A 25,612-nucleotide genomic window follows, 5' to 3' on the forward strand; every position below is an offset into this window, starting at 1 on the left:
TGACGCCATGTCACCACCCGGAGCGCGGAGAACACCGAAACTGTGACGCGAAGCGCCTCACGTGGCGACCGCAGATCTCAAGACCAGCTCACTAGACGCCCTCCTGCAGCGGTTCGGCCGCGTCAACCGGATCGCCGCCCGCGAACCCGCCGACGTCGTCGTCCACCGCCCCGTCTACCAGCCTCGCGAGAGCCCCCAGGGGAACGCCTTCTACGCTGACGGCGTCTACGAGAAGGCCCCTACGGCCGCAGCCTGGAACATCCTCCTCCGGCATGACGGGCAGGAGATCGACGAGGCCGAACTGACCGGCTGGCTCAACGAGATCTACGACAGCCCCTGGGGAAACCAGTGGCACGAGCAAGTCGAACAGGCCCGCGCAGCCTTCGCCGAAGCCTTCCTCACCTTCAACGCCCCGTTCGACGACCGCACCGCCCTCGCAGACGAGTTCGACAGGCAGTTCGACGGCAAGGAGACAATCTGGGCATCCGACCTCGTCGAATACGAGAGGCGTCTCACCGGCGGAGGCAGCAAGACCGCAGGCCGGCTCCTAGCCGAGGACCTCCTCATCCCTGTCCCGGCCAGCTACCGCACCGACTACAACGACAGACTCAAGGTCCACATCGCGGCCGGGGCTTACAGCCCCGAACAGGGCCTTTCGGAAGGACAACCCGCCGGCTCCGGAATGGCATACGGGAATGATTGACCCACACGTGCGTGCGAACCACGCTGCTGGAACTGGATGGCCTGTGCATTGCAGCGGGTCCTCATCGCCCCTTCGAGGGGTAACAACCACCAGACGACGCCCAGGCAGATGATGATCACCAGATCCAAATCGTCCCCTCGAGGGGTAGCAACACATTTGTGATGTTTTCCACCATGATGAGGTGAGGGGTCCTCGCCCCCCTTCGAGGGGTCGCAACATTGGCCCGGCGAAGGTCTCCCGCGGGGCCTGCACAGTCCTCAGCGCTCCTTCGAGGGATAGCAACAACGTGGCAAACGGGGTTGTCTTCGTGATGGCCCGGTTCCCTATGGCCCCTTTCGAGGGGTAGCAACTGGAGCTTGATTAGGGTCTGGTGCGGCAACGACGTGGGTCCCCACCGCCCCTTCGAGGGGTAGTAACTGGGGATGGTATTCAGGAAAACACTGGGCGGCGTGTCCGCGCCGCCCCTTCGAGGGGTAGCAACCGCTTGTTGCTGGTCGCGAGTACCGGTACGGGCGCGGCCCTCATCGCCCCTTCCAGGGGTAGCAACCCCAGGTCTATTCCCAGGAGTTCGTGCTGGCGCGTCGTCCTCACCGCCTCTTCGAGGAGTAGCAACAGCTCGTAGTCGTGGCCCCGCCAGTAGACCAGGCCGGGTCCGCACCGTCCCTTCGAGGGGGCAGGACGACCACTGGGCTTTACCCCGAACAGTGGACACTTCTGAGAAGCGGATTTTCGGGTCCGTGGAGAGGATGTCCTCATGGGTACTGCGAGGTACTCGGGGGAGTTCAAGCGGGACGCGGTCGCGCTGGTGGAGTCCAGCGGGCGGCGCATTCCGTCGGTGGCACACAAGCTGGGTGTCAACCCGGAGTCGCTGCGTCAGTGGGTCGCACGGTCGCGGGCCGAGTCGAGTTCGGGTGCGAGCGGTGAGGGCCCGTTGACCCCGGCCGAGCGCGAGGAACTGCGCCGGCTGCGCAAGCAGGTGCGTGAGCTGGAGCTGGAGAAGGAGATCCTGCGGAAGGCAGCCCAGTATTTTGCCAAGGAAATGGGTCGATGACCGGCCGCTGGCGGTTCATCTCCGACCATCGAGACCTGTTCGGAGTACAGCGGCTGTGCCGGGCGCTGGGCGTGTCGGCATCAGGCTTCTACCGGTGGGACCGCCGCTGCGGCGACCCGGGCCGCGCGCAGGGCGGCCGACGAGGACCTGGGCGCGCGGATCGAGGAGATCCACGACGAGTCGAACGGTGCCTACGGCGTCCCGAGGATCACCCGGGAGCTGCGGGAACGGCACGCTGTGGTGAATCACAAACGAGTCGCGCGCCTGATGCGTGAGCGTGGGATCGCCGGCCGGCACCTGCGGCGCACGGTCCGCACGACGGTCGCGGACCGGAGCGTGCCGCCCGCGCCGGACCTAGTCGGGCGCGATGTCACGGCCTCGGTGCCCAACGTGCGCTGGTGCGGCGACATCACGTACCTGCCGGTCGGCGGTGCCTGGATGTACCTGGCGACGGTGATCGACATGCACTCGCGGCGGGTCGTGGGCTGGTCGCTGGCCGAGCACATGCGCGCCGGCCTGGTCGTCGACGCCGTTCAGGCCGCCGTCGACGCCCGGGTCGGCGACGTGCACGGAGTGGTTATCCACTCCGACCGCGGCGCGCAATACACATCCGCGGCGTTCGCCGAGGTCTGCCGAGCGCACGGGATACGGCGTTCGATGGGCCGGGTCGGCTCCAGCTACGACAACGCCCTCGCGGAGTCGTTCTTCGCCACCCTCAAGCGCGAACTGCGCTACGGTTCACGCTGGCTGACCCGGGCATAGGCCCGGATGGCGGTCTTCGCCTGGATAGCCTGGTACAACCGCAAACGGCGCCACTCCGCCCTCGGCTAGCGCAGCCCGGTCGACTACGAGCGGCAGCACGCCAGGAGCATCACTAACCTGATTTGGTCGCATAGCAGGCAAGTGTCTACGAAATAGGGCAAAACCCGCAACGTCTTCCGCAGGCCCCGTTCAGACGGCGGAATCAGCCCAGCCGGCCACGCCAGATGCGAGGGTTTCCAGGTCTTCGGCGGCCTCGGCCCACCGGCATGGCGAGGACGGGTCCGTCAGAGGGGCGAGCAGGTGGTCATGGATCAGGGCATGGCGTTCGGGCTGGGTGAGCAGCGGCAGGCCTGTCAGCTTGACCGTAGTCGGCAACGGGGTGGCGAGCAGTACGTCGAGGTCACGGATTTGCTGCCGCAGGTCCTCGGTGTCCAGCTCGGCGCCGCCGTCAAGCGCCCGACACTTCCCGGCCAACTGCTCGGCGGCCTTCTTGGTAGCCGTACAGATCTTGTGTGTGCGGGTCTTCGCCCGGAAGCAGAATGCGACGCCAGCGGTGAAGAGGCCAATCCCGACTGTGAGGCGGGTAGTCGGCGTGACGGTGGGCGTGGAGCGCACCTGGAGATAGACCCCGGCGACGAAGAGGGTCATGCACAGTACGTGAGCGGCGACCGCTCTTCGGGGCCGCCACGACAGGGATTGCCGCCAGCCGGTGGTGGGGTGGGACCGCGCTGCCCATAGCCACCAGACTAGGGCGGTGACTGCCACCGCACCGCCCAAACCCGAACGGTGGTCATTGCGGGTATGCCAGGTCTGGTAGAGGACCCAGGTGAGGGATAGCGTCCACAACAGCATTGGCGCCAGTTCGTAGAGCCGCTGAGCGAGCCGCGAAATGGCTGGGGAAAGAAGTCGTAGCCCGTGTGCTGCGAGAGCAGGCAGAACAACCACTGAGGCCCAAAGCTTGTCAGAGAATCCAACAGTGTTGAGCACAGCCAGGACGGCGGCGAGCACGACGGTGAACATCCCCGTCACGGCCCAGCGTCGGCGCCGGGTCCACTGGTTGAGGGTGTTCAAGATGGTGGTCATACCGGGACCGCCTCCTCTTGCTCGCGCAGTTGATTGCCCGGCCTTGTGATCAAGGCCGGGCAATCAACCTAGTGGTCTCTCGCATGGGCCATGGCGGTTTGAGTGAAGTCTGTAGACGTGCCCGGACCTATCCGCCATAGCAGCATCGAGCGTCTAACTCGCAACCACCGCAAGACACCTCCTGACTGCTTCAGCAGTCAGGAGGAGGAAGCGATCTGCGAACATCCTCGGGTTCATGCCAGTGCTGCTACGCGGTCGATGTCGGTGCCAATGTCTAGATTGCCTAGCGGTGGGGTAGGGAGGTCGACGATGAGCGTCGATGGTGGGCGGATCGCAGCCCGAGGATTCCAGTACCAGTACCTGCGGACCTTGGAGGCGCTACTGGTCGCGTTATCATGCAATTCGCCAGCGAGAGCGTGCCGTATTGAGGGCCCCGGAGAGGCAACGTCGGCGCACAGCGTGGACTCGGTCGACTTCGACCTGGCTGACGCAGACGGCAACTCGCTGGTGGCGGTGCAGGTCAAAAGCGCTGCCTCGGGACGGACGGTCAGCGCTCCGCGAGCGCTAGAGGTGCTACTGCACCTGGTGTCTGGTTTCTCCTCGCAGCGATACGAGTTGGTCACCAACGCGGTCCCGGATAAGGGCTGTGCGCATCTCGCCGAGACGCTGCAGATAACGTGTGGCGATCTTGTTCGGCTTCGCTTGGAGCTGAAGGAGATCTTCGCGAAGGCGCCGGTGTCTTTGCGGCGCCTTGAGGCGCTGACGGAGGGCCAGTGGGCGCGGCTGGCGACAGCCCGGATCGTGTTCGACGCGAGAGACGATGCCAGTCTACGTGAGGACTTGAACGAGCGGCTGCGTGACCTGCGGCGGCGGAACCGCCAGGGTCTGTCGGACCGCTCGGGCGGTCTAGCGCTGGGATTTCTGGTGGCCGAGGTACTGCGGCGTGCGGCGGACCCGACGTCGGCATCGTGGGCCTTGGAGGACTTCCGCGAGTGCGTGCTGGTCGACGACGAGGTCCTGGTCGCTGCGTTGGGCCGGCAGGACTTCGGGGTCGTGGTTGGACCGGTCCCGTTCATCCCGGACGTCGACCGACCGCGGCTGCTTGAGCAGGTGACTACGGCTCTGAGTGGTGCTCCGCTCAAGACGGCCGTACCCGTGTGCGTAGTCAGCGGGCTGTCCGGCATCGGGAAGTCGAGCCTGGCTGCATCGTACGTCGTCACGGAGGCGTACCGGTACGACCTGGTGTTCTGGCTGGACGCCTCGACGACGGAGGCGCTTACGGGATCGTTCACGCGGCTACTGACGCACCTGGGCGGCGGCCACGAAGAACAGACTGCGGATCCGGTTCTGGTCCGGGAGAAGGTACATGCGCTGTTGCAGCAGTTGCCAGGACCGTGGCTGCTGGTGTTCGACGACGCCAGCCCTGGGATGGTGCAGACGTGGTTTCCCCGGCTCGGGCGCGGCCAGGTACTGGTGACCTCTCTGTCGCGAAGCTGGCGCGGCATTAACGGGTTTGTCAAAGTGGAAGCGCTCTCTGCGGAAGAGTCGCTGCAGCTCCTCGTCCTGCGTCTTGAACTTGACCCTGGACAGGTGGCACGACACCGGTCTGCGATGGTGGAACTGGTAGAGGCGCTGGGCCGGTGGCCGCTGGCGATCGAGCTGGCAGCTGGCTACTTGGTGACGTGCGAAATTGACCCGGCGCGTATGGGCGAGTATCGGTCCCGACTGCTGTCATCAGCCCTGGACGACGACAGGATATTTATCCCGGGATACCCGAAGACCCTGGTAGCCGCAGTCAGCCTGAGTCTGGAGCGGTTGCGCACCAACGCTCGCTCTCGCCCTGAGGTACTGGGAGGCTGCGCGGGGTTACTGTCAGCCCTGTGCTACTTCGCTTCGCAGCGCATTCCGCTTCATCTGGCGTTCGCGAGCGCATTCGTCCCCGGAGCCACACTCCATCACAGCACGTCCGTGCTCCTGGTTGACGAGGCCAGCAGCCCACTGCGGGAGATCCTGCGGGAGCTGTTCGGTGTGTCATTCGTCCATCCCGATACGCCGCTCCCCGCCGACCAGGACCATGCCCCTGTGCCCGGGAGCGACGATACGGTGTCGATGAACACCGTGCTGCAGCTGATCTTGCGCCGTCTGTTCGAGCGGCAGGCAGACTTGGGCACCATGCTGCAACAGGCGGCCGCCCACACCAACGGCTGGCTGTGTCATGCGATCGACCACGGACAGAGCGATCGTGCCTGGGAGCTGGCTCAGCACGCCATGCTGCTGGCAGGGCATCTTGAGCGCCTTGAGGTCATCACTAGCAGCTCCGCGCTCTTGCTAGGCAACCTTGCCGGTTTCCACAAGGATCACGGCCGCTATGACCAGGCCCAGGATCTCCTTGAGCAGGAATTGGCCTGGCTTACCGCCAGCCCCGATCAGGACGATCTGATCACTGCACAGGCGAGAATCCGGCTCGCTTCCCTGCTCCAACTCTCCAGCACAGCCGACCCCGCCGAGGAGATCACGCACCACCTCAGCCATGTGTTCGACTACTTGGCTTCTCTACCATCCGATCGTCAGGCGAACGCGGTCAGACTTGTCGCCGAGAGCGTGCTCATCTTGCAGATCCACGCTCGCCACGCGCCTGGCAACCTGAAACTCGAGCATCTCCTGGAGCAGTTTCAGGTCCTGGCCACACAGTTGCCACAGAGCCCGCAGATCCGTGCCATGTACCAAACTGCGGCCGTGGGCCAACTCATGGAGGAAGGCCAGGCTGGCGAGGCCGAGCAGGCCGCCACAGCCGTTCTCGGCCTGATCCACGAATCATCGAGCACTCCGTCAGCCGAAATGCGGCGCCTTCTGATCGAGTCGCTCGCCCACCAACAGAACTGGGAGAAGGCCGACGCCGAGTACACCCTGTTCCGGCGCTATCTCGGGCCGCGGACTCTGTACCGGTTCTCCGTCAACCATCTGGTTCACAACCTCGGTCAGGTCTGCGCCATGCAGTGGGTACTGACCGGCAACGACGAACCCCTAGCACTACTCGACCGGCTGATTGACGACACCGGCCCCTACCTCGACCAGCTTGCCGACAGCGATCACGAGCGCAATCGCTTCAAATTGCTGCGTGTGGTTCACCTCGGTGCCCGCGTCGGCCTTGCCACAGACTCCACGGAGTCCGACGAGTTCACAACCCTCTTGTTCCAGCTCGCGACCGTGCAGTTCGCTGACAATCCCGAGCAGGCAGCGATCTGGGAACTGATCTTGAACGGTCTACCCACCCGGATCGGCGCCCGTTTCAGGGAAGTGCTCCACGACAGGACCCACGCTCAAGGCCTCGCCGTGTTGGCCGCGCTTCCATCTGATGAAGCAGCAGATCTAGAAGCAGCGCTACACGGTGCCAACATGGTCGCGCACCTGGCGTTGTCGACTGACCCCGGTTTCACCGCGCTCGGCTTCGCCAGCAATGTCGATCTCCTTCCTCATCGCTTCCGAGCCTTCTCCGGCCCTCGCGCGATCGTCATCATCCAGCCCGACACGTACATACTGGTTCGCTCCCCCAACGACGAAGTCGTCGACGCGCAGTTCCACCGGCTCTGCGCCCACGGACTTCGACGGATGTGGGGCGACGGGTCCGTCTTCCCAGTTGTCGAAGATCTGTGCCTGCGTCCAGACGGCTCCACACTCGTCCTTCAAGCCTCAGATGGCACCGTCCTTGCCCGTGTCCCCGCAGTACCCCCGCCGGCCTGGCGTGACGCCGCTCAACAACGACGGACCGTGCTGGTGCTCTTCAGCTATGGATTCGGTCTCGAAAGCCCTGGCAACATCCGCGAGATCCTCTCCTCCCCCGCCGCCACCCTCGCGCGATACCAAATGGCCTGCCAGAACGGCACACTTGCCGCCGCGCTCGTTCCCTGGGCTGGCCCGAGAATCCCTGTCGCACGTTCCCGGCGGCAGAAGCGACGTCCAAGCAGCAAGCGCAAACGTTAGCTACTCCCCACCAACGCGTCCGCAGAGACCGGTTAGGAGTCGGGGCTCTGCCGGCTCAATCGGCGGGCTATACGTGCGGCCTTCTCCGGCGCTACTGAACTTGATTGGGTGATGTCGGGGCCGTTTGCCGCCCGGCGGCCAGTCGGTTCCGGTAGCCCTGAGGCGTGAAATACGCGCAGGGCGGCGGGTTGACCGGCGCCGAGAGGGCCGCGCGGGAGCGGATCGGGCTGCAGGCCGTAGAACGCTTCGAGAGCGGGGAGAAGAACCGGGAGATCGCTGCCGCGCTGCGGGTGAGCGAGCGGTCGGTGGAGCGGTGGCGCCGGGCCTGGCGCGAGCGGGGCAAGGTAGGTGTCCAATCGAAGGGATCGCCGGGGCGCCCGAGGTTCGGTCCAGCCCAGATGGCCAGACTGGAACGAGAGTTGGAGCGCGGCCCGCTTGCGCATACATGGGCTGATCAGCGGTGGACGCTGGCGCGGGTGAAGACGCTGATCGGCCAGCTGTTCCACGTCTCGTACATGGTCCAGGGCACCTGGCAGTTGCTGAAGCGGCACGGCTGGTCGTGGCAGCAGCCCGCCCGTCGAGCGATCGAGCGCGACGATGCGGCGGTCGAGGTGTGGAAGAAGGAGGCCTGACCGCGGGCAAGAGCGTCGCGGCTGAGCTCGGATCCTGGCTGGTCTTCGAGGACGAAGCCGGGCAGTCGATGACGCCGCCGCACGCCAGGACCTGGGGCCGGATCGGGCAGACGCCCGTGGTGCGGGTTCGAGGCCGGGGCTCGGGCCGGGTCTCGATGGCGGGCATGACCTGCTACAAGCCAGGCGAGCGGTCCCGGCTGATCTACGCGATCCGCGAGTACCGGGGCCGCAAGAGCGAGCCGAAGGGCTTCAGCTGGCACGACTTCCGCGACCTGATCGTCCGTGCCCGCACTCAGCTCGGCGGCCCGATCGTCCTCGTGTGGGACAACGTCCGCCTCCACCTGACCAAGCCGCTGCGGGAGTTCATCGAGGCGAACGCCGAGTGGCTGACCGTGTTCCAGCTGCCCACCTACGCGCCGGACCTGAACCCGCAGGAGGGCATCTGGTCGCTGGTCAAACGCGACATCGGCAACCTCGCCGCCGACCTCGGCCAGATCACTAGAGCCGTGAAACACCGTCTCAAGCAGATCCAGTACCGCCCCGACCTGGTCGACGGCTGCATGGCCGACACCAGCCTGATCATGGACAGCTGACCGACATCACGGATTCAAGCTCAGTAGCAGCCGGTAGGCCGAGGGGCTGCAGGCAGTTCAGGTGCCAGAGTGTTCCCCCCAACCCACACGGGCCCTGCCAGCGTGAGGATGTCGGCGGCCATCACCTGGGAGTAGATCACCGGCCACTCGTCGGTCTCCCAGCCGTGCTCCGTCATGTCCGGCCAGACGCCCGCGGCGATGTCGATGTCCACCGCCCGCAGGACGTCGACCGCGACGCCCTGGCGTTCCAGGATGCCGGTGCTGACGTCGATCAGGCCCTGGGTGTGGCTGCGCTCCGGGGAGCGCTTGAGCGTGCAGTTGATCACCAGGGCGCGCAGGTCGGCGTACGACGTCGGCGTGTCCGGCACGGGGTCCTCCCTCGGTCCGTCGGGGAGGCCGGTCGGGTCGCGGACTCCCGGCACAGCTCACCAGGTCGGCGGGGCGGACGCGCGCGCGGTTGGGCCGGTCGCCTGACGACACGCCGCCTGGCCCCCGGCCAAGCGGCCGGCGTCCCCGCAGCGGGCCCCGGAGGGCGGCTCAGGACCGGGCGGCGCGGCGGATGATGAGCATGTCCTGGGTGTGGCCGATGGCGAAGCCGCCGACGGGGAGGGCGAAGTGGTCCTGGACGTAGGCGGTCAGGGCCGCGCGGGAGGGGCGGGGGTCGAGGGTGGCCACGTCGGCGACGTTGACCATGAACTCGGCGACGTCCACCGCCTCGGCCAGATGGGGCGTGCGGTAGTGGAGGTCGAGGGTTTCGAGGGCGTAGCCGTGCTCGGGGTGCCGCTCGCGCAGGCGGTCGGCGAGCGGGCGGAGGTCGTAGCGGACGCCGGTGAAGTGCGCGGCCATCCGCATGCAGGGGCTCTCCGGGTTCTGCAGCACGACCAGGAGGGTGCCGCCGGGGGCCGTCCAGTCCAGGGCGCGGTTGACGGTGCCGAGCCAGTCCGCCTCGGGCACGTAGTAGAGCACGTGGGAGAGGTGGACGAGGTCGGCCCGCTCGAGCGGGTCGGCCCGGTCGAGCGGGTCCGGGAGGACCAGGGCGTCGGGGCAGGCCACGGCGAGCTTCTCGCGCATCGCGGCGCTGGGTTCCACCGCGATCGTGCGGTCGAAGGAGCGGCTCAGGTAGGCGGTGGTGCGGCCGTCGCCCGCGCCGAGGTCGAGCAGGACCCGGCGGTGCGGCAGGGCGGCCACGATCTCGCCCAGCCGGTCGTGGGTGATCGGCTTCTCGTCCGTTCCGGCGAGGAACAGTTCGAACGCCCGGCGGTAGTCGGCGCCCGTCACGTCCAGCACCCGGACCGGGTCCTCGTCCTTCGTCCTCGTCTCCACCGGCCGGCCTCCCCTGTTGACGTTGTGTCGGGTCGCGTCATGGGACCCCGGGGGCGCGGCGCGGTGGTGCAGGGACGTTCCTGCCCGCGTGTCGGCCAGGCCCTTCGGCACCCGGGGACCCGCCGTTTAATCGGTGGCCCGGGCTCGGCGGCGGCTCCTACAGTGTCGGCCGGATCAAGAACGCCCAGGGAGCAGGACATGCGTGTGCACTACCCCCGGACGCCGCATCTGCCCTGGTCACCGGGCGCCGCGGCGGACGACGTACGGGCCGGGGACCTGTCCGCGCTGGCCGGCGCCGAGGTCGTCGTCACCGAGAAGCTCGACGGCGAGAACACCACGCTCTACCGCGACGGCCTGCACGCCCGCTCGCTGGACTCCGCCCACCACCCCTCCCGCGCCTGGGTGAAGGGCCTTCAGGGCCGGATCGCCCCGCGCGTCCCGGAGGGCTGGCGGATCTGCGGCGAGAACCTGTTCGCCCGGCATTCGATCCCGTACACCGACCTGGAGAGCTGGTTCTACGGCTTCTCGGTCTGGACGGGCGGCGAACGCGACGGCCATGACGACGGCGGGGACGACGGCGGGGACGACGGCCAGGACCGTTGCCTGGACTGGGACGACACCGTCCGCTTCCTGCGCCGCCTCGGCATCCCCGTCCCGCGGGTGCTGTGGCGCGGCCGCTACGACGAACGGGCCCTGCGCGCCCTGCGGTTGGACCTCGACCGGCAGGAGGGGTACGTGGTGCGGACGGTCCGGGGCTTCTCCCGGGCCGAGTTCGGCGAGCGGGTCGCCAAGTGGGTCCGCCCGCGGCACGTGCGCACCGACACCCACTGGATGCACGCCGCCGTGGTGGAGAACGGGCTCGGCCCGGGTGCCGCGCTCTGGGCCGTGCGCTCTGGTGCGCTGCCCGAACCGACCGTCCTCGCGGCCGCCCTGGATCTTCCCGAACTCACCTGCCCGCCCGATGAGTTGGCCGAGGTGTCGGCCCGGCTGGACGAACTGGGCCGGGGTGGGGACGCCCGGCTGGCCGGTGTGCTCGCCATCGCGCTGCGCACCGCCCGCCGGCAGTCGCTGGCGCCGCGGCTGGCCGGGCCGCTCGGCCTGCCGCTGGCCCGGCGGGTCGCCGACCTGGTCGGGCTGCACCCGGCCCTCCAGCAGCCGTACCCGGACGGGGAGCGCCGAGCCGGGCTGGTCCGGCTCTCGGCCGCCGCCGACCTCGGGGTGCTGCACGCCGTCGCCGCGACCGCCGCCCCCGGACGGGTCGAGCGCGAGCAGGTCGCCTGGTCCGCGCTGCACGCCGAGGACGCCGGGCTGCTCGACGGGGCGCCGCTCGCCCGGTTGCGGGCCGGGCTGCGCGAGGCGCTGGCCGGTCTGGACCGCGACGCCGCCGACCGCTGCTGGGCCCAGGCCCGCGAGGCGTACGCCCTCGGCCGGATCGCCACCGCCGAGGAGGCCGTGGCGGCCACCTGGCGCTGGCGCGACGGCCGCTTCCCCCGGCTGGTCCACCTGTGCGGCCCCTCCGGCAGCGGCAAGAGCAGCTTCGCCGCCGGGCTCACCGGCGTGACCGCCCGGATCGCGCTGGACGACCTGCGCGCCGCGCGGGGCTCGCGCGCCGACCAGCGCGACAACGCCGAGGTGCTGCGCGAGGGACTGGCCCGCCTGGACGCCGCCCTGTGCACTCCGGGCGACGGCAAGGCGGCCACCGCGGTCTGGGACGCCACCTCGCTCAACCGCCAGCAGCGCTCCCACGTCCACGCCGTCGCCCAGCGCCGCGACGCCCTGATCACCCAGGTGGTCCTGGCGGTCGGCGCGGAGGAGCTGGTGCGCCGCAACGCCGTCCGCCCGCACCCCGTGCCCGAAGCGGTGCTCACCGCGCAGCTGCACCGCTTCGGACCGCCCTACCCCGGCCAGGCGCACCGCACCTGGTACGTGGGCCCCGGTGGCATCGTGGAGGACACGGCGGGCACCCTCGACGAGGAGGAGGAGTGATGCGCCCCATCGAACAGGTCTGCCAGCGGATCCGCTGGGACGCCCGCTTCGACCCGGCCCGGTTCACGCTGGGCGTGCGCCAGCGCGACGACCGCACCGAGCGCGTCCCGCTGGAGGCCTTCGCCGCCTCGGGCGAGATCCCCTGGCATCGGGTGCACTGGGTCGAGGCCGACGGCGTACGGGTCTGGGACCGCGCCTCGGGCGTGGACCTGCTCGACTCCACCGAGGCCGGGCGCCGCACCGACCCGCCCCTGCTGCCCTCACCCTTCTTCACCGCGACCGTCCCGCACGCCTGGCATCCGGGCGGCGGCTGGCGGCCCGCCGGGGCCGGACCAAACACCCAGGTGGCCACCGGCGTCCCGGCGGCCACGGACGTCCCGGTGACCACCGGCCTGCGCGTGGTCACCTGGAACACCCTGTGGGACCGCTACGACGCCGACCGGATCGCCACCGCCCGCCGCAGGCCCCTGCTGCTCGCCGCCCTGGAGGTCGCCGACGCCGACGTCATCGCCCTCCAGGAGGTCGAGCCCGCCCTGGTCGCCCTGCTGCTGGCGGCCCCCTGGATCCGCGCCGGGTACACCCTGGGCGCCGACCCGCTCGGGCCGGACGTCGACGACCACGGCCTGCTGCTGCTCAGCCGGCTGCCGGTGGCCGCGGCCGGGCGGCACGCGCTGGGCCCGCACAAGGCCGTCGCCGCCCTCTCGGTACGGACCGGCGGCACGCCGCTGACCGTCGCCGCCGTCCACCTCAGCAGCGACCACTCGCCGGACGGCGCCGCCCGCCGCCAGGTCGAACTCTCCCGACTGGCCGAGGGGTTGGCCGGCGTCGAGGGCGAACTGCTGCTGCTCGGGGACTTCAACGACGGCCGCTCCGGCCCGGCCGGCCCGGCCGCCGCGCTCGGCCTGCGGGACGCCTGGACCCAGGTGCACGGACCGGCCGACGACACCCCCACCTTCGACCCGACGGCCAACCCGCTCGCCGCGGTCTCCTCGCTGACCGGCCGCCCGGGCCGCCTGGACCGCGTCCTGCACCGCGCCGACGGCACCCGCGCCACCGCGGCCGTCCTGCTCGGCGACCGTCCGGCCGGGGACGGGCTCCTCCCCTCCGACCACTACGGCGTGGCCGTGGACCTCGCGCTCGACGGCGAGGACCCGGACAACGGCCCGTGGGACGTCCTCGACGCCGCACCCACCGCCCGCACCGCCGTCGCCTGGCTGCCGCCCGAGGAGCTGTGGCCGCCGATCCAGCGCCTGCGCGAGGCCTACGACCCGCAGCTGCGCCGCTGGCCCCCGCACGTCAACCTGCTGTTCGGCTTCGTCCCGGAGTCCGAGTTCGACCGCGCCCTGCCGCTGCTCGGTGCGGCCGCCGCCGAGACGGCACCGTTCACCGCGCGGCTGGAGGGCGTGCACACCTTCGGGCACCGCGAGGACGCCACCGTCTGGCTGGACCCGGCCGCCGGCTCCCCCGCGCCCTGGGCGGCGCTGCGGCACGCGCTGGAGCGGCGCTTCCCGCGTTGCCGCGGCCGGGCGGAGGGCTTCACCCCGCACCTGACCCTCGGGCGCAGCGACGACCCCCAGCCGGTGGCCGCCGACTGCGCGGCCCGGCTCCCCGGGGCCTCGGCCCGGGTCGGCGAGCTGGTGGTGCTCTCCCGCCGGGGCGCCGAGCCGATGCGGCCGCGCGCGGTGGTCTCGCTGGGGACGGGCGTGGTGCGGCCGGTGCCCGAGCAGCCGATCGCCTCGCCGTCCCCGGAGTCGCCTCAACGCACCTCCACCGCCCGGGCGTTGGCCCGGCGCATCGCGGCGGCCCTGCCCGAGGGCGTGGTGCACACCGTCGGCTCCCGGCGGCTCGGCTGCCAGCTGGACGGGGCCGACCTGGACCTGGTGGCGGCGCTGCCCGGCCCCGCCGATCTGCCCTCCGTCCACGCCCGGGTGGCGGCCGCGCTGCCGGGGGCCCGCGGGCTGCGCGAGGTACGCGGCGCCCGGGTGCCGGGGCTGCGGCTGACCGCCGACGGCCTGGCGGTGGACCTCGTGGTGGTCTTCACCGGCGATCTCGACCCGGCCCGGGCCGTCGACCGCCGTGCGGAGCTGGGTGGGGCCGAGGCCGTCGCGCTGAGCGCGGTCACGGACGCCGAGGCGATACTGACGGCACTCGGCGACCGGCACGCCCGCTTCGTCCGGCTGGCCCGCCAGGTCAAGGCCTGGGCCCGGGCGCGCGGCCTGGACTCCGCGCCGTTCGGCCAACTCCCCTCGCTCGCCTGGTCGGTACTGGCCGCCCGGACGGTCCTGGAGACGACCGGCAGCCCCGAGGAGGAGCTCTTCCGGCGCTTCACCGAGACCTGGGCGGGCTGGGACTGGCGCCGGCCCGTCGCCCTCACCGGCGACCCGGTGCCGGCCTGCCCGGGCCCGCTCACCGTCCTCACCCCCTCCGCCCCGGTCCGCAGCTGCACCACCCAGGTCGGCGCCGACACCCGCGATCTGCTCGGCGAGGAGCTCTATCGCGCCTGGGAACTGACCACCGAGGCCGGGGAGGTCACCGAGGCCAGGGAGGTCGCCGAGGCCGGGGAGGCCGGGGAAGCCATCGACGCCGGGGAAGCCACCGAAGAGACCGGGGCGGCCGCCGGAACCCCGTGGCCCGCCCTGCTCGCCGCTCCCCCGCTGCACCGCCGGCACGCCGCCTGGGCCGTGGTCGGCACCGACGAGGAGTCACTCGGCCTCGTCCGGGGCCGCATCCGCGTCCTGCTGACCGCCCTGGAGGACGCGGGGGCCACCCGGCTGCACGCCTGGCCCCACCCGTACCGGACGGCCGACGGCCGCGCCCACCTCCCGATCGGCCTCGGCCCCGCGCCGCTCTCCGCCGCCCGGCTCGCCCCGCTCGCCACGGCGTGGTCCCGCACCCTGCCCGGCGTCCGGGTCGAGTACCTCGACGGCGGCGCCGTCCCCACCCCGGTCCGCCAACCGCCCGACTGAACCGCCCGGCCCGCCAATCGCCCGACTGACCCGACTGACCCGCCCGACCCGCCCGACCCGCCGAAGCATCCCGATCGACCCGACCACGCCCTCCCACCGGACGACCCCCACCCGCCGAACGACACCGATCTGCCGAACCACCCCTGCCCATCGGGCTCTTCTGGACAATCACCCCCGAAATTTGCCACGGTGAGCACCAGCGGCCCAGCCATCGATCATGCGGCCGAAGCCCCATGGGAGCTCCCCGTGCCCTCCGCCGACTTCCCCGCGTTCTACCTCGGACAGAGCGTCTTCTCCGACCCCGGCGCCCACCTCCCCCGCTACGCCGATCTCCCCAAGGACCCCCGCCGACTCGCCCGGATCGCCCGGAACCTGATCATCCATCGCCTCGAAGGCTGGCTGTTCCACCACCCCATCCCGGCGAACCGGCTCCACCACGACGCCGAGACCCGCTACCTCGACGACATCCTGCACCTGATCACCGACCGCGACCCGGCCCCGCTCAGCCATCCCCGGGCGCCCGCCGACCGCTTCGTCGGCGTCTGCCGGGACCTGGCGCTGCTGCACTGCTCCTTCCTGCGCCACGTCGGCATCCCGGCCCGGTTGCGCTGCGGCTTCGCCGGCTACCTCGGCCCGGACGGCTTCCACTGCGACCACGTGGCCACCGAGTACTGGGACGACCGGCGGGGCTGGCTGCTCGCCGACCCGCAGCTGGCCGACCCGAAGGTCGCCGCCGCCTGGCGGGTGGACTTCGACCCGATGGACGTCCCGCGCGACCGCTTCCTGGTCGCCGGCCGGGCCTGGCGCACGATCCGCTCCGACCGGGCGGCCGCCGGTTCCTTCGGCGTCCACCCGCCCGAGGAGGGCCCGCTCAACGGCGCGTGGTTCGTCGCCCACTCCACCCGGCTCGACCTCGCGGCCCTGAACAAGGTCGAGACGCTCCTCTGGGACACCTGGGGCACCGACTCCACCAACACGCCCCACGCCCCGTACGACGAGGTGGCCCACCTGACCGTCGGTCCGGTCGACGTCTCCGCCGTCCGCCGTCTCTTCGCCGAGCACGACGCCCTGCGCACCCCGAAGACCGTCCTGTCCCTGGCCCCGTTCAACGGCCCACGCGAGGTCACCCTGCGCTGACCGGGGATCCGGGCAGTTGCGCCGGCTGGGGGGCGATGGGCCCGAAGTCCGTGCAGTCCCGGACGCCGGCCCGGGCCGGTGCCGGCTGCGGCTCCCGGAACCGGCGGGCACCGAAGGGCGCGGCCGCGTACGGGATGCCGAGCACGGCCGTGACCCCGCCGCCGAGGTCGCTGCCCCGTACACGGCCGCTCGCCGTCCGGTAGACCGCTTCGACAGCGCATGGTTGATCGTTCATGGCCCGCAGTCCGGCTCAGCGACGCGTGCCCGCGCGACGAGGTCTCGGGGCGACAGCCGAGCGATGCGCCGGAACGCGGGGCCGAGGCGGCATGCGCACGGCGGTGGCGGGTGAGGGGGGTGCTGGCCATTCTTCGCGCTGGTGGTTGTCTGACATCGGTCCTGCGGTGATCGTCACGGCGAGGGGTGAGTGCCCCCGGTCAGGCCAGTGCGGTCATGTGGTCGGGCTGGTGGGCGGCGACGTCGTGGGCGGCTTGGACGAAGGCGGCGACGGCTGCGGATCGCGAGGTCTCCGGCCAGGCGACCATGACCGCGCTGGGGCTGAGGCCGGTGACCGGCCGGTATGCGATGTCCGGGCGCTGGTACCGCTCGGTGGTGGAGCGTGCCAGGAACGCCACCGCCTGCCCCAGCGCGACCACCTCCAGGAGTTGCTCGACGCTGGCCACGAGCGGCCCCTCAGGAGCGTCGGCCGGCGCCGGGCCTGCGTGGCCATCGCCTGCTTCCGCTCCGTCGCACCCGGTGTAGTAGGCGGTGCTGGAGGGGGCGGCCCCCTTCCAGCGCGGGACCGGTTCGCCCCTGAGGTCGCTCAGCCGCAGTCGCCGGCATCCGGCCAGGCGGTGCGCGGCGGGGAGGACGGCCAGTCGCGGCTCGACCACCAGCGTCTGGGAATCCAGCCCTCGACCGTCGAACGGGCTGCGCAGCAGCGCTACGTCGGCACGGCCGTCCCGCAGCATGGCGATCGGCTCCCCGCTGCCGCCGACGACGACCTCGGGCGGCGGCAGCTGCGAACCCGTGTCCCGGTAGGCGGCGAGGATCTCCGGCAGCAGCCCGCCATCGCCTCCCGGTTTGACCGCCACGACGAGCCGGGGTGCCGGCTGACCGGCCCGGCGTGCCCGCCGGGCCGCCGCGTGCACCGCGTCGACCGCGATCCGGGCCTGGTCGAGCAGCACACGACCGGCGTCGGTCAGCCTCACCTGCCGGGTGGTGCGCTCCAGCAGGCGCACCCCGAGCCGGGACTCCACCTGAGCGATCGCCTTCGACAGCGGAGGCTGCGCCATCCCCAGGCGTTGCGCGGCCCGGCTGAAGTTCAGTTCCTCGGCGACCGCGATGAAGTACCTCAGCTCCCGCACTTCCAGCTCACTCATATCCGTGGACTATAGATCCACACTCTTCCGGTCTTTCCCTGCCGCCCATGGGTGCGGGGAGGCTGGGTGCCATGACGACTTCGCAGAAGACCGCTCTGATCACCGGCGCGAACAAGGGCATCGGCAAGGAAACGGCGCGCAGGCTCGCAGCCCTCGGCATCACCGTGCTGATCGGCGCCCGCAACGCCGAGCGCGGCGAGGCGGCGGCCGAGGAGCTGCGCGCCGACGGCGCCGACGTACGGTTCGTACCACTGGACGTCACCGACGAGATCTCGGTCCGGGCCGCCGCCCAGCACATCGACGCCACGTTCGGCCGCCTCGACATCCTCGTCAACAACGCCGCGATCGCCACCGCACCCCAGAAGCCGAGCGAAACCCCCACCGCCACCGTCCGGCAGGTCTACGAGACCAACGTGTTCGGCGTCATCGCGGTGACCCACGCCATGCTCCCCCTGCTACGCCGCTCCGCCGCCGCACGCATCGTCAACATGTCCAGCGAACTCGGCTCCCTCACCCACCTGGCCGACCCGGGCAGCCCGTGGTCCGCCTACTTCTCGATCCTCCTCCCCTACTGCACCTCGAAGAGCGCGCTGAACGCGATCACCGTGCTCTACGCCAATGAACTGCGCGCCGAAGGGATCCTGGTCAACGCGGTGAGTCCCGGCTACTGCGCGACCGACCTCAACCGCCACTCCGGCATACGCACGGCGGAGGAGGGCGCGGCCATCGCGGTCGACCTGGCGACGGCGGGCGAGGACGGCCCGACGGGCGCCTTCTGGGCCGAGGACGGCCCGATCCCCTGGTGAGACCAGGCCGCGCCGACTCCGTTCCGAAGATCTGAAATTTTTATTGCGCAATTTTTCTTTCGGACTTACTGTCGACGCATGCCCGAGAAGCCCCGGCCCGACCGGATCACCGACCTGTCCCGCCTGAAGGCGTTCACCAACCCGCTGCGGATGCAGCTCTACCGTCTGCTCTACGCCTCCGGCAGCGCGACCGCCTCCCAGCTCGCCGAGCAGGTCGACCAGGCTCCGTCCCTGGTCAGCTACCACCTGCGCAAGCTCGCCGAGCAGGGCTTCGTCACCGAGGCGAGCGCCCGGAGCGCCGACGGCCGGGAGCGGTGGTGGGAGGTCGCCTCCGAGGAGGGCTGGGGCTTCCGCGAGTCCGACCTCTCCGGCACGCCCGAGGGCGCGGCCGTCGTCGACGCGGTGACCAAGGGCCTGGTCGACTCCCGCTCCGCCCAGTACCGCGCCTACCTCGACCGGAGTGCCGCCTGGGGCAAGGAGTGGACCGACGCGGCCTTCACCTCCGAGTGGCTGCTCGACCTCACCGCCGCCGAACTCACCGAGATGAACCAGGAGTTGCAGGCCCTCGCCCGGCGCTGGCGGGAGCGCGGCAAGGCCGCCGGGGCGGCCGGCGACACCGCGGGCCGCGAGCACGTGTCCGTCCACCTGTACGGGTTCCCCTTCCGCCCCTGACACCGGCCCCGCCGTGTCCCAGTCCTCCGGAGTCCCCGATGGTCCTCGCTGAACCGCCCCTCTCCCGCCGGATCGCCGCACCGCCCGCCCACCGCGACGGCAACGTGCTGCGCTGGCTCGCGGCGTACACCGCCTCCCTGATCGGCGACAGCGTCTACTTCGCGGCCCTCGCCTGGTCCGCCCAGCGCTCCGCCGGCCCCACCGAGATCGGCCTGGTCATGGCCGCGGGCGCCGCCCCGCGCGCCCTGCTCATGCTCGGCGGCGGCGTCCTGGCCGACCGGCTCGACCCGCGCCGGGTGGTGCTGGGCAGCGACGCCGTGCGCTGCCTGCTCATCCTCGCGGTGGCCGCCGGCATCGCCCTGACCGCGCCCGCGCTCTGGCTGCTGGTCGCGGTGGCGCTCGTCTTCGGCGCCGTGGACGCCCTGTTTGTCCCCGCCGTCGGCGCCCTCCCGCCCCGGATCACCGGCCCCGACCAGCTGGCCCGGGTCACCGGCCTGCGCTCGCTGTCGATGCGCCTCGCCCAGATCGCCGGACCGCCGCTCGGCGGCCTGGCCATGGGCCTGGGCGGCCCGGCCGCCGCCTTCGCCGTCGCCGGGCTGCTCTTCGCGCTCTCCCTGCCGCTCCTGCTCTCCGTCCGGATCAGTCCGCTCGAAGCCCCTCCGGGTGACACCCCGTCCGGGGCCGGCACACCGCCCCGGCCCGGCACCGCGCGCGCCGAGCTCCTCGACGGGCTGCGCTACATCCGCCGCCACCGCCTGATCGGCCCGCTGGTCGCGGCCGGGGCGGTCTGCGAACTCGGCCTCGCCGGCACCCTCAACGTCGGCATGGTGCTGCTCAACGCCGAGCGCGGCTGGGGCCCCTCCGGCTACGGCTGGATCGTCGGCTGCTTCGGCGCCGGAGCCGCCGCCAGTGCCGCGCTGCTCGCCGTCGCCGGTCGGCTCCCCCGGGCCGGCCTGACCATGGCCGGCAGCCTGCTGGCGGGCAGCGTCGGCGCGGCGGCCATGGCGCTCGTACCGCAACTGTGGGCCGCCGCCGTCCTCGCCGCCCTGGTCGGTCTGAGCGCGGGCGTCTTCGGGAGCCTGGACAGCACCCTCATCCAGACCGCCACCGACCCCGCCTACCTCGGCCGGGTCACCTCCGTCACGATGCTCACCATGGTCGGTCTCGCCCCGCTCGCCTACCCGCTGGTCGGCGCCGCCGTCGGGGCCTGGGGCACCGCCCCGGTCTTCGTCGGCTGCGGGGCCCTCTCCTGCCTCGGCGCCGCCCTCGCCCTCGCCTCTCCCGCCGTCCGCCGCGCGGAGCTCCCCCGCACGGGACTCCCCCGCACGGCCGCCCGCTGAGCGTTCCCCACCGGGTGCGGGCGCCGGCCCGGCAGGCCGGTCACCAGGTGACCGGGAGCGCCTCGACGCCGTAGACCGTCGACCCCTCACGGAAGCGGAGCTCGGCCTCGGGGACGGCGAGCCGCAGGGCCGGGAAGCGCCGCAGCAGGGCCGGCAGGGCCACCTTCAGTTCCAGCCGGGCCAGTTGCTGGCCGAGGCACTGGTGGGCGCCGAAGCCGAAGGACAGCTGGGCGACCGGACGGCGGCGCAGGTCGAGGTCGTCCGGTCGCTCGGGGACGAGTTCGGGGTCGCGGTTCGCGGTCAGCGGGGAGAGCAGGACGTGCTCGCCCTCGGCGATCCGGTGGCCGTTGACCTCGACGTCGGCCGCGGCGGTGCGCAGGAGCGGTGCGGGGATGGCGAGATGGCGCAGCAGTTCCTCCACCGCCGGGCCGGTGGCCCCGGGGTCGTCGCGGAGGACGGCGAGCTGGTCCGGGTGGCGGAGCAACGCCAGCACGCTCAGGGCGAGTTGGGTCGCGGTGGTCTCGTGTCCGCCGACCAGGAGGGTGGTGCCGAAGCCGATGAGCTCCTCGTCGGTGAGCTCCGCGCCGTGCTGCCGCACCACCGCGCCCAGCACGCCGTCCCCGGGGGTGGCCCGGTTGCGGGCCACGATGTCCGCCATGGCCGCGTTCAACTCGGCCGAGGCGGCGATCAGTTGACCGGCGTCGGCGGTTCCGTCCATGATCACCCGGGAGCAGCGCTGGAACATCGCCCTGGTCCCGTACGGGACGTCGAGCAGTTCGCAGATCGCCAGCGAGGGGATGGGCAGGGCGAAGGCCTCGACCAGATCGACGGCCGGGCCCTGCTCCGCCATCGCGTCGAGGTGCTCGGAGACGATCGTCTCGATCGCGGGCCGCAGCCGCTCGACCCGGTGGACGGTGAAGCTGCCGGTGAGCATCCGGCGCAGACGGCTGTGCTCCTCGCCGCTGTAGGCGGGCAGGAAGCCCGGGTGGTTGAACAGGGTGCGCGGCAGCGACGGGTCGATGCCGTTGCCCGTTACCAGGCGCTCGTCCGCGAAGGCGGCCCGGACGTCGCCGTACCCGGTGATGACGACGGCGTCGATCTCGCCGCGCACCGGGTGGGTCACGCGCAGCCGCGGCAGGCCGTCCTCCTCGCGCATCCGGCGGAGGTCCGGCGACGGGTCGAGGGCCGGGGCCTCCGGGTCCGGGGAGAGGATCTCTGCCGTGGTTGGGATGGTGTGGCGCACCTCCGCAGCACCAGGTCCATGGCGATCACCTGGCCCGGGCGCCAGGACGACACCTGCTCCTCGGCGATGTCGGTCATCGTGCCGACGCCCGCGGCGATGCTGTCCCGGTGGAAGGCCGGCTGGAGCGCGCCGTTGGCGGAGGTGGAAATCCCGCTCGGAGGTGATGATGCCGTTCCCGATGAATGGCCGCGCGACGTCGAACAGCAGTCCTCTGCCGAACTTCCTGCTCTGCTTCAGGAGAACGTCGTGGACGGCCTCCGGTGAGTTCAGGACGAACACCGGACGATTCCCGAGGAATATCCTGACGATGTCGCCCGGGCCCTGACCGACTGCAGGAACTCCACCCGCTGGACGGCCAGCTGCGGCAGGTGGCCGAGCAGTGGGAAGCGCCCCGGCGCCACGGGGGCCGCCACGGGAGCGGTGGTGGAACGCACAGCCCCGCACCTCCCTGAAGTCTCGGCTCGAAAATCCGCCCGACATTGGAACGTTCACTCGCCCGCGGTGCACGGTGATCACCGTCCGCCGGATCGGGAGAGGTCAAGGGACCGGCCGAAAATGCACCGCCGGAGTGATTTTGAGCCGAACGGCGCGAATTCCCCCACCTCCCCGTGCGTTTCAGGCCACCCGTCCCGGATTGGACCGGGACGCCGTCCGCACCTCGCCGTTAGCCTCGGGCGCACCGCCCAGTCGATCAACGGAGAATCGTCATGCACCCCGAACTCGCCGCCGATCTCGGCCGGTTGCCGGAACTCCTGGAGGAGACCCGGCAGCGTGCGCTCGCCTTCCTGGAGACCCTCGACGAACGGCCCGCGATCGGACGGGCCGGCGCGGAGCAGGCCGGCGCCGAGACCGCCGGCGCGGAGACCGCCGGCTCGCCGCTCGCCGAGGAGGGCGGCGGAATGCGGGCCGCCCTGGCGGAGTTCGCGGAGCGCTGGGAGCCGCGGCTGTCGGCGAGTACCGGGCCGCGCTACTTCGGGTTCGTGACCGGCGGGGCGACGCCGGCGGCGCTCGCGGGCGACTGGCTGACCTCGGCCGTGGACCAGAACTCCAACTCCTCGCTGGATCCGGCCGGTCAGCACCTGGAGCGGGAGACGGTCGGGTGGCTGCGCGAACTGTTCGGGCTCTCGGCGGCGCACCGCGGCACCTTCGTGAGCGGCGCGACGATGTCGAACACGGTGGGGCTGGCGATCGCCCGCGAGTGGCTGGGCGAGCGGCTCGGCGTGGACGTCGCCGAGGACGGGGTCGGCGCGCTGGGCCCGGTCCGGGTGCTGTCGGGCAGTGCGCACTCCAGCGTCGCCAAGGCGCTGTCGGTGCTGGGCCTGGGCCGGACGGCGCTGCGGACGGTGCCCGTCCTGCCGGGCCGGGAGGCGGTGGACGTGGCCGCGCTGGAGCGGGCACTGACCGGGGCTCAGGGGCCGTGCGTCGTGGTGGCCAACGCCGGGACGGTCAACACCGTCGACTTCGACGACCTGCGCGCGATCGCCGCGCTGCGCGAGCGGTACGGGTTCTGGCTGCACGTGGACGCCGCGTTCGGCGCCTTCGCCGCGCTGTCGCCGGAGCACGCGGAGCTGGTGGCGGGGCTGGACCTCGCCGACTCGGTCTGCGTCGACCTGCACAAGTGGCTCAACGTGCCCTACGACAGCGCCGTGCAGTTCACCCGCCGCCCGGACCTCCAGGCCCGGGTCTTCCAGAACGCCGCCGCCTACCTCGGCCCTCTGAGCGAGCACCCGGACCTGGTCCACCTCACGCCGGAGAACTCCCACCGGCTGCGCGCCCTCGCCGCCTGGTTCACCCTGCGGGCGTACGGCCGCTCCGGGCACCGGGAGATCGTGGAGCGCTGCATCGCCGGTGCCCGGGCGCTCGGCGCGGAGGTGACCCGGATCGAGGGCCTGGAACTGCTCGCCCCGGTGCGGCTGAACGTCGTCTGCTTCTCGCTGACGGCCGACCCGACCCCGGAGCGGCTGACCGCACTCGCCGACGGGCTGGCCGGCGAGGCCTTCCTCACCCCCACCCGCTACGCGGGGCGGCCCGCCCTGCGCGCCGCGTTCAGCAACTGGCGCACCACCGAGGCGGACGTCCGGCGGACGGCGCGGGCGCTGGCCCGGGCCGTCCGGGGGCTGACGGCCTGAGCGCGAGCAGCGGACCGCGCGGGGACGGGCCGGGCGGAGTCCGGGGTCAGCTCCGGTTGTGGTCGCCCGTCCCCCCGTCGATCAGCTCGCGCAGGATGTCCATGTGCCCGGTGTGCCGGGCCGTCTCCGTGGTCATGTGGATCAGCACCCAGCGCAGCGAGACGGAGTTCCCCGACCAGGAGGTGCCGAGGTCGTCCAGTGCCAGCTCCCGGATCGTCTCGTCGGCGCCGGCCCGGGCCCGGGCGTAGAAGGCCAGGACGTCCGCCGTCGACTCGTGCGGCTCCACCCGCATGTCGGAGGAATCGTCGGCGTCGATGTCGAACGGCAGCGGTCCGCTCTCCCGGCCGAACGTCTCCCGGAACCAGCCGAGTTCGGCGCCGCCGAGGTGCTTCACCAGCCCCAGCAGATTGGTCCCGGAGGGCGTCATCGGACGGCGCAGCTGCTCGTCGTCCAGCCCCTCCAGCTTCCACAGCACCACATCGCGGTGCCGGTCCAGCGCCGCATGAAGGCTTTCCTTCTCCCCACCCGTGAAGGGCACACGATTGCTCATGCCGGGGACCGTACCAGCCGGCACCGACAGTCCGGCCCTACGGCCACCGCCCCCGGCCGTCCGGGATCACGGGTGCGCCCCGTCCCCGTACACGCCGCCCGCCCGGTCGGTCAGGCCGGCCATGATCTCCGCGTGGGCGAGGTTCATGAAGTGCAGCGGCCGCCAGCGGGAGCGGTGGTCGGGGTGGTCGCGGAACCGGTCGGCCGTCTCGCACAGCCGCTCCCACCAGATCATGGCGTCCTGGCGCATCCGCTGCGTCCAGCCGGGCTCGTCGTTGCGGCCCTCCAGGACCACCTCCTCCCAGGCCACCAGGACGTCCGAGAGGAAGACGCAGTCGGCGGCGGTGATCTCCGCCAGCCGCTCGGCGGCGAACCGGGCACCGGTGCCCTCGGGTTGGGCCCGGACCAGCTCGCGCATGCGGGCGGCCAGGAAGGCCTGCAGCGGGGTGACGTCGTCGGTGTGGAGGTCGTCGGAGAACTCCAGCAGTTCCACCGGCTTGCGTTCGCGTGCCATCGTGCGGTGTCCCCTCGACTCGGACGGTGCGCATCCACTGACGGGCCGTCACCGTTTTCGCGACCGACCATAGCGGCTCACGCCGGACATCACGGCGGATTCCCGAACCTTCCGCACCGGCCCGCCGGTCCGTGCCATCATGCGCGGCCTCCCGCCCCACCTGCCCGGCGGGCCTCGCCCGGTACGCCCGACGCACCGCACCCCACCCACCCGGCGGACCTCGCCCAACACGCGCGGCGGACCTTGCCCTCACACCGGTGTGAAGGTCGATGATGCTGCCATGACCGCCACTGCTTTCGACCCGTACGCCCTGCTCGCACAGAGCCGCCTCGGCGTCCTCGCCACCATCAAGGCGGACGGCCGCCCGCAGCTCTCCCCCGTCATGCCGTTCTACGACCGGGAGGCGAACGCCATCCTGATCTCCACCCGGGACGGGCTGGCCAAGACGGCCAACCTGCGCCGGGACCCGCGGGCCAGTCTGGAGGTGACCGGGCCGGACGGCCGCTCCTGGGTCACCGCCGAGGGCGTGGCCACCCTGACCGGACCGGGCACCGACCCCGAGGGGCCCGAGGTCGAGGCGCTGGTGGACTACTACCGCCGCGCCGCCGGGGAGCACCCGGACTGGGCGGATTACCGCCAGGCGATGGTCTCCGACCGCCGGGTGCTCCTCACCATCCCGGTCGACCACGTGTACGGCACCCGCATCTGACCGGCTCCGGCCCGGCCGCCGTCACGGGGGAACGGCGGCCGGGCCGGGCCGGCT

General features: G+C 71.6%; 18 protein-coding genes and 4 pseudogenes. 13 read left to right on the forward strand and 9 right to left on the reverse strand.

Going from position 1 to position 25,612, the window contains the following annotated elements; translation table 11 throughout:
• Window positions 1–61: 61 nt before the first annotated feature.
• Window positions 62–703: a hypothetical protein gene (locus ACWGKU_RS30990; protein WP_452179387.1), complete on the forward strand. Its 642-nt coding sequence runs from the start codon at window positions 62–64 to the stop codon at window positions 701–703.
• 754 nt (window positions 704–1,457) lie between these two features.
• Window positions 1,458–2,672, forward strand: a pseudogene (locus ACWGKU_RS30995) (IS3 family transposase).
• Between the two features lie 33 nt (window positions 2,673–2,705).
• Here the strand turns inward: ACWGKU_RS30995 and ACWGKU_RS31000 are convergent.
• On the reverse strand, window positions 2,706–3,599 hold the full coding sequence (locus ACWGKU_RS31000) for a hypothetical protein (protein WP_452179386.1): 894 nt from the start codon (window positions 3,597–3,599) through the stop codon (window positions 2,706–2,708).
• A 459-nt stretch (window positions 3,600–4,058) separates the two neighbouring features.
• On the opposite strand from ACWGKU_RS31000, the gene ACWGKU_RS31005 reads away from it, so the two are divergent.
• Window positions 4,059–7,580: an NB-ARC domain-containing protein gene (locus tag ACWGKU_RS31005; RefSeq protein WP_452179385.1), complete on the forward strand. Its 3,522-nt coding sequence runs from the start codon at window positions 4,059–4,061 to the stop codon at window positions 7,578–7,580.
• Window positions 7,581–7,744: 164 nt separating this feature from the next.
• Window positions 7,745–8,805, forward strand: a protein-coding gene (locus ACWGKU_RS31010) for an IS630 family transposase (RefSeq protein ID WP_452179384.1) whose coding sequence is annotated in 2 segments (ribosomal slippage) — window positions 7,745–8,201 and window positions 8,201–8,805 — 1,062 coding nt in all. Because the reading frame shifts where the segments join, the coding sequence is not laid out codon by codon here.
• A 68-nt stretch (window positions 8,806–8,873) separates the two neighbouring features.
• Here ACWGKU_RS31010 and ACWGKU_RS31015 read toward each other — a convergent pair.
• Window positions 8,874–9,173, reverse strand: a pseudogene (locus ACWGKU_RS31015) (flavodoxin family protein); the annotation flags it as partial.
• A 169-nt stretch (window positions 9,174–9,342) separates the two neighbouring features.
• Window positions 9,343–10,128, reverse strand: coding sequence for a class I SAM-dependent methyltransferase (locus ACWGKU_RS31020; protein ID WP_452179383.1), 786 nt, complete (start codon window positions 10,126–10,128; stop codon window positions 9,343–9,345).
• Between the two features lie 198 nt (window positions 10,129–10,326).
• Here ACWGKU_RS31020 and ACWGKU_RS31025 point away from each other — a divergent pair, with 198 nt between their 5' ends.
• The 3 genes from ACWGKU_RS31025 to ACWGKU_RS31035 all read left to right on the forward strand — a co-directional run bounded on the left by ACWGKU_RS31025 (window position 10,327) and on the right by ACWGKU_RS31035 (window position 16,217).
• Complete coding sequence (locus ACWGKU_RS31025) at window positions 10,327–12,114, forward strand: RNA ligase family protein (protein WP_452179382.1); 1,788 nt, start codon at window positions 10,327–10,329, stop codon at window positions 12,112–12,114.
• A complete protein-coding gene (locus tag ACWGKU_RS31030; protein ID WP_452179381.1) occupies window positions 12,114–15,080 on the forward strand; it encodes an RNA repair domain-containing protein in 2,967 nt (988 codons plus the stop codon). Before ACWGKU_RS31025 ends, ACWGKU_RS31030 begins: the two co-directional genes overlap by 1 nt.
• Window positions 15,081–15,326: 246 nt before the next feature.
• On the forward strand, window positions 15,327–16,217 hold the full coding sequence (locus ACWGKU_RS31035) for a transglutaminase-like domain-containing protein (RefSeq protein ID WP_380539746.1): 891 nt from the start codon (window positions 15,327–15,329) through the stop codon (window positions 16,215–16,217).
• Here the strand turns inward: ACWGKU_RS31035 and ACWGKU_RS31040 are convergent.
• A pseudogene (locus ACWGKU_RS31040) lies at window positions 16,216–16,452 on the reverse strand (carboxylesterase family protein); the annotation flags it as partial. The gene ACWGKU_RS31035 and the pseudogene ACWGKU_RS31040 sit on opposite strands and share 2 nt — an antisense overlap.
• Before the next feature lie 199 nt (window positions 16,453–16,651).
• The gene (locus ACWGKU_RS31045; RefSeq protein WP_452179380.1) at window positions 16,652–17,596 is read right to left on the reverse strand and encodes a LysR family transcriptional regulator; all 945 of its coding nucleotides are present in this window, start codon (window positions 17,594–17,596) and stop codon (window positions 16,652–16,654) included.
• 71 nt (window positions 17,597–17,667) lie between these two features.
• On the opposite strand from ACWGKU_RS31045, the gene ACWGKU_RS31050 reads away from it, so the two are divergent.
• The 3 genes from ACWGKU_RS31050 (at window position 17,668) to ACWGKU_RS31060 (ending at window position 20,414) form a co-directional block, all read left to right on the forward strand.
• Window positions 17,668–18,402 (forward strand): SDR family oxidoreductase, encoded by a 735-nt coding sequence (locus tag ACWGKU_RS31050; protein ID WP_401055043.1) that lies wholly within the window; start codon window positions 17,668–17,670, stop codon window positions 18,400–18,402.
• Window positions 18,403–18,480: 78 nt separating this feature from the next.
• Window positions 18,481–19,074, forward strand: a complete 594-nt coding sequence (locus tag ACWGKU_RS31055) for an ArsR/SmtB family transcription factor (RefSeq protein ID WP_452179379.1) — start codon at window positions 18,481–18,483, stop codon at window positions 19,072–19,074.
• Between the two features lie 38 nt (window positions 19,075–19,112).
• Entirely contained in the window at window positions 19,113–20,414 is a 1,302-nt protein-coding gene (locus ACWGKU_RS31060; protein WP_452179378.1) for an MFS transporter, read from the forward strand.
• 40 nt (window positions 20,415–20,454) lie between these two features.
• On the opposite strand, the gene ACWGKU_RS31065 is transcribed toward ACWGKU_RS31060, so the two are convergent.
• Complete coding sequence (locus ACWGKU_RS31065) at window positions 20,455–21,657, reverse strand: cytochrome P450 (RefSeq protein ID WP_452179388.1); 1,203 nt, start codon at window positions 21,655–21,657, stop codon at window positions 20,455–20,457.
• Between the two features lie 18 nt (window positions 21,658–21,675).
• On the opposite strand from ACWGKU_RS31065, the gene ACWGKU_RS31070 reads away from it, so the two are divergent.
• Window positions 21,676–21,921, forward strand: coding sequence for a hypothetical protein (locus ACWGKU_RS31070; protein WP_452179389.1), 246 nt, complete (start codon window positions 21,676–21,678; stop codon window positions 21,919–21,921).
• On the opposite strand, the pseudogene ACWGKU_RS31075 reads toward ACWGKU_RS31070, so the two are convergent.
• Window positions 21,844–22,137, reverse strand: a pseudogene (locus tag ACWGKU_RS31075) (hypothetical protein); the annotation flags it as partial. The gene ACWGKU_RS31070 and the pseudogene ACWGKU_RS31075 sit on opposite strands and share 78 nt — an antisense overlap.
• A gap of 227 nt (window positions 22,138–22,364) precedes the next feature.
• Between ACWGKU_RS31075 and ACWGKU_RS31080 the strand changes: the two are divergent.
• Window positions 22,365–23,786, forward strand: a complete 1,422-nt coding sequence (locus tag ACWGKU_RS31080; RefSeq protein WP_452179377.1) for a pyridoxal phosphate-dependent decarboxylase family protein — start codon at window positions 22,365–22,367, stop codon at window positions 23,784–23,786.
• A gap of 46 nt (window positions 23,787–23,832) precedes the next feature.
• Here ACWGKU_RS31080 and ACWGKU_RS31085 read toward each other — a convergent pair whose 3' ends face one another.
• Together ACWGKU_RS31085 and ACWGKU_RS31090 are read right to left on the reverse strand one after the other, a co-directional pair.
• Window positions 23,833–24,336 carry a DinB family protein gene (locus ACWGKU_RS31085; RefSeq protein WP_380539721.1) on the reverse strand — a complete coding sequence of 168 codons (504 nt, stop codon included), beginning with the start codon at window positions 24,334–24,336 and terminating at the stop codon, window positions 23,833–23,835.
• Between the two features lie 66 nt (window positions 24,337–24,402).
• Window positions 24,403–24,849, reverse strand: a complete 447-nt coding sequence (locus ACWGKU_RS31090) for a hypothetical protein (protein WP_359897175.1) — start codon at window positions 24,847–24,849, stop codon at window positions 24,403–24,405.
• Window positions 24,850–25,129: 280 nt separating this feature from the next.
• On the opposite strand from ACWGKU_RS31090, the gene ACWGKU_RS31095 reads away from it, so the two are divergent.
• A complete protein-coding gene (locus ACWGKU_RS31095; RefSeq protein ID WP_452179376.1) occupies window positions 25,130–25,558 on the forward strand; it encodes a PPOX class F420-dependent oxidoreductase in 429 nt (142 codons plus the stop codon).
• The last annotated feature ends 54 nt before the right edge of the window (window positions 25,559–25,612 follow it).

The organism is Kitasatospora sp. NPDC054768, assembly GCF_053612025.1.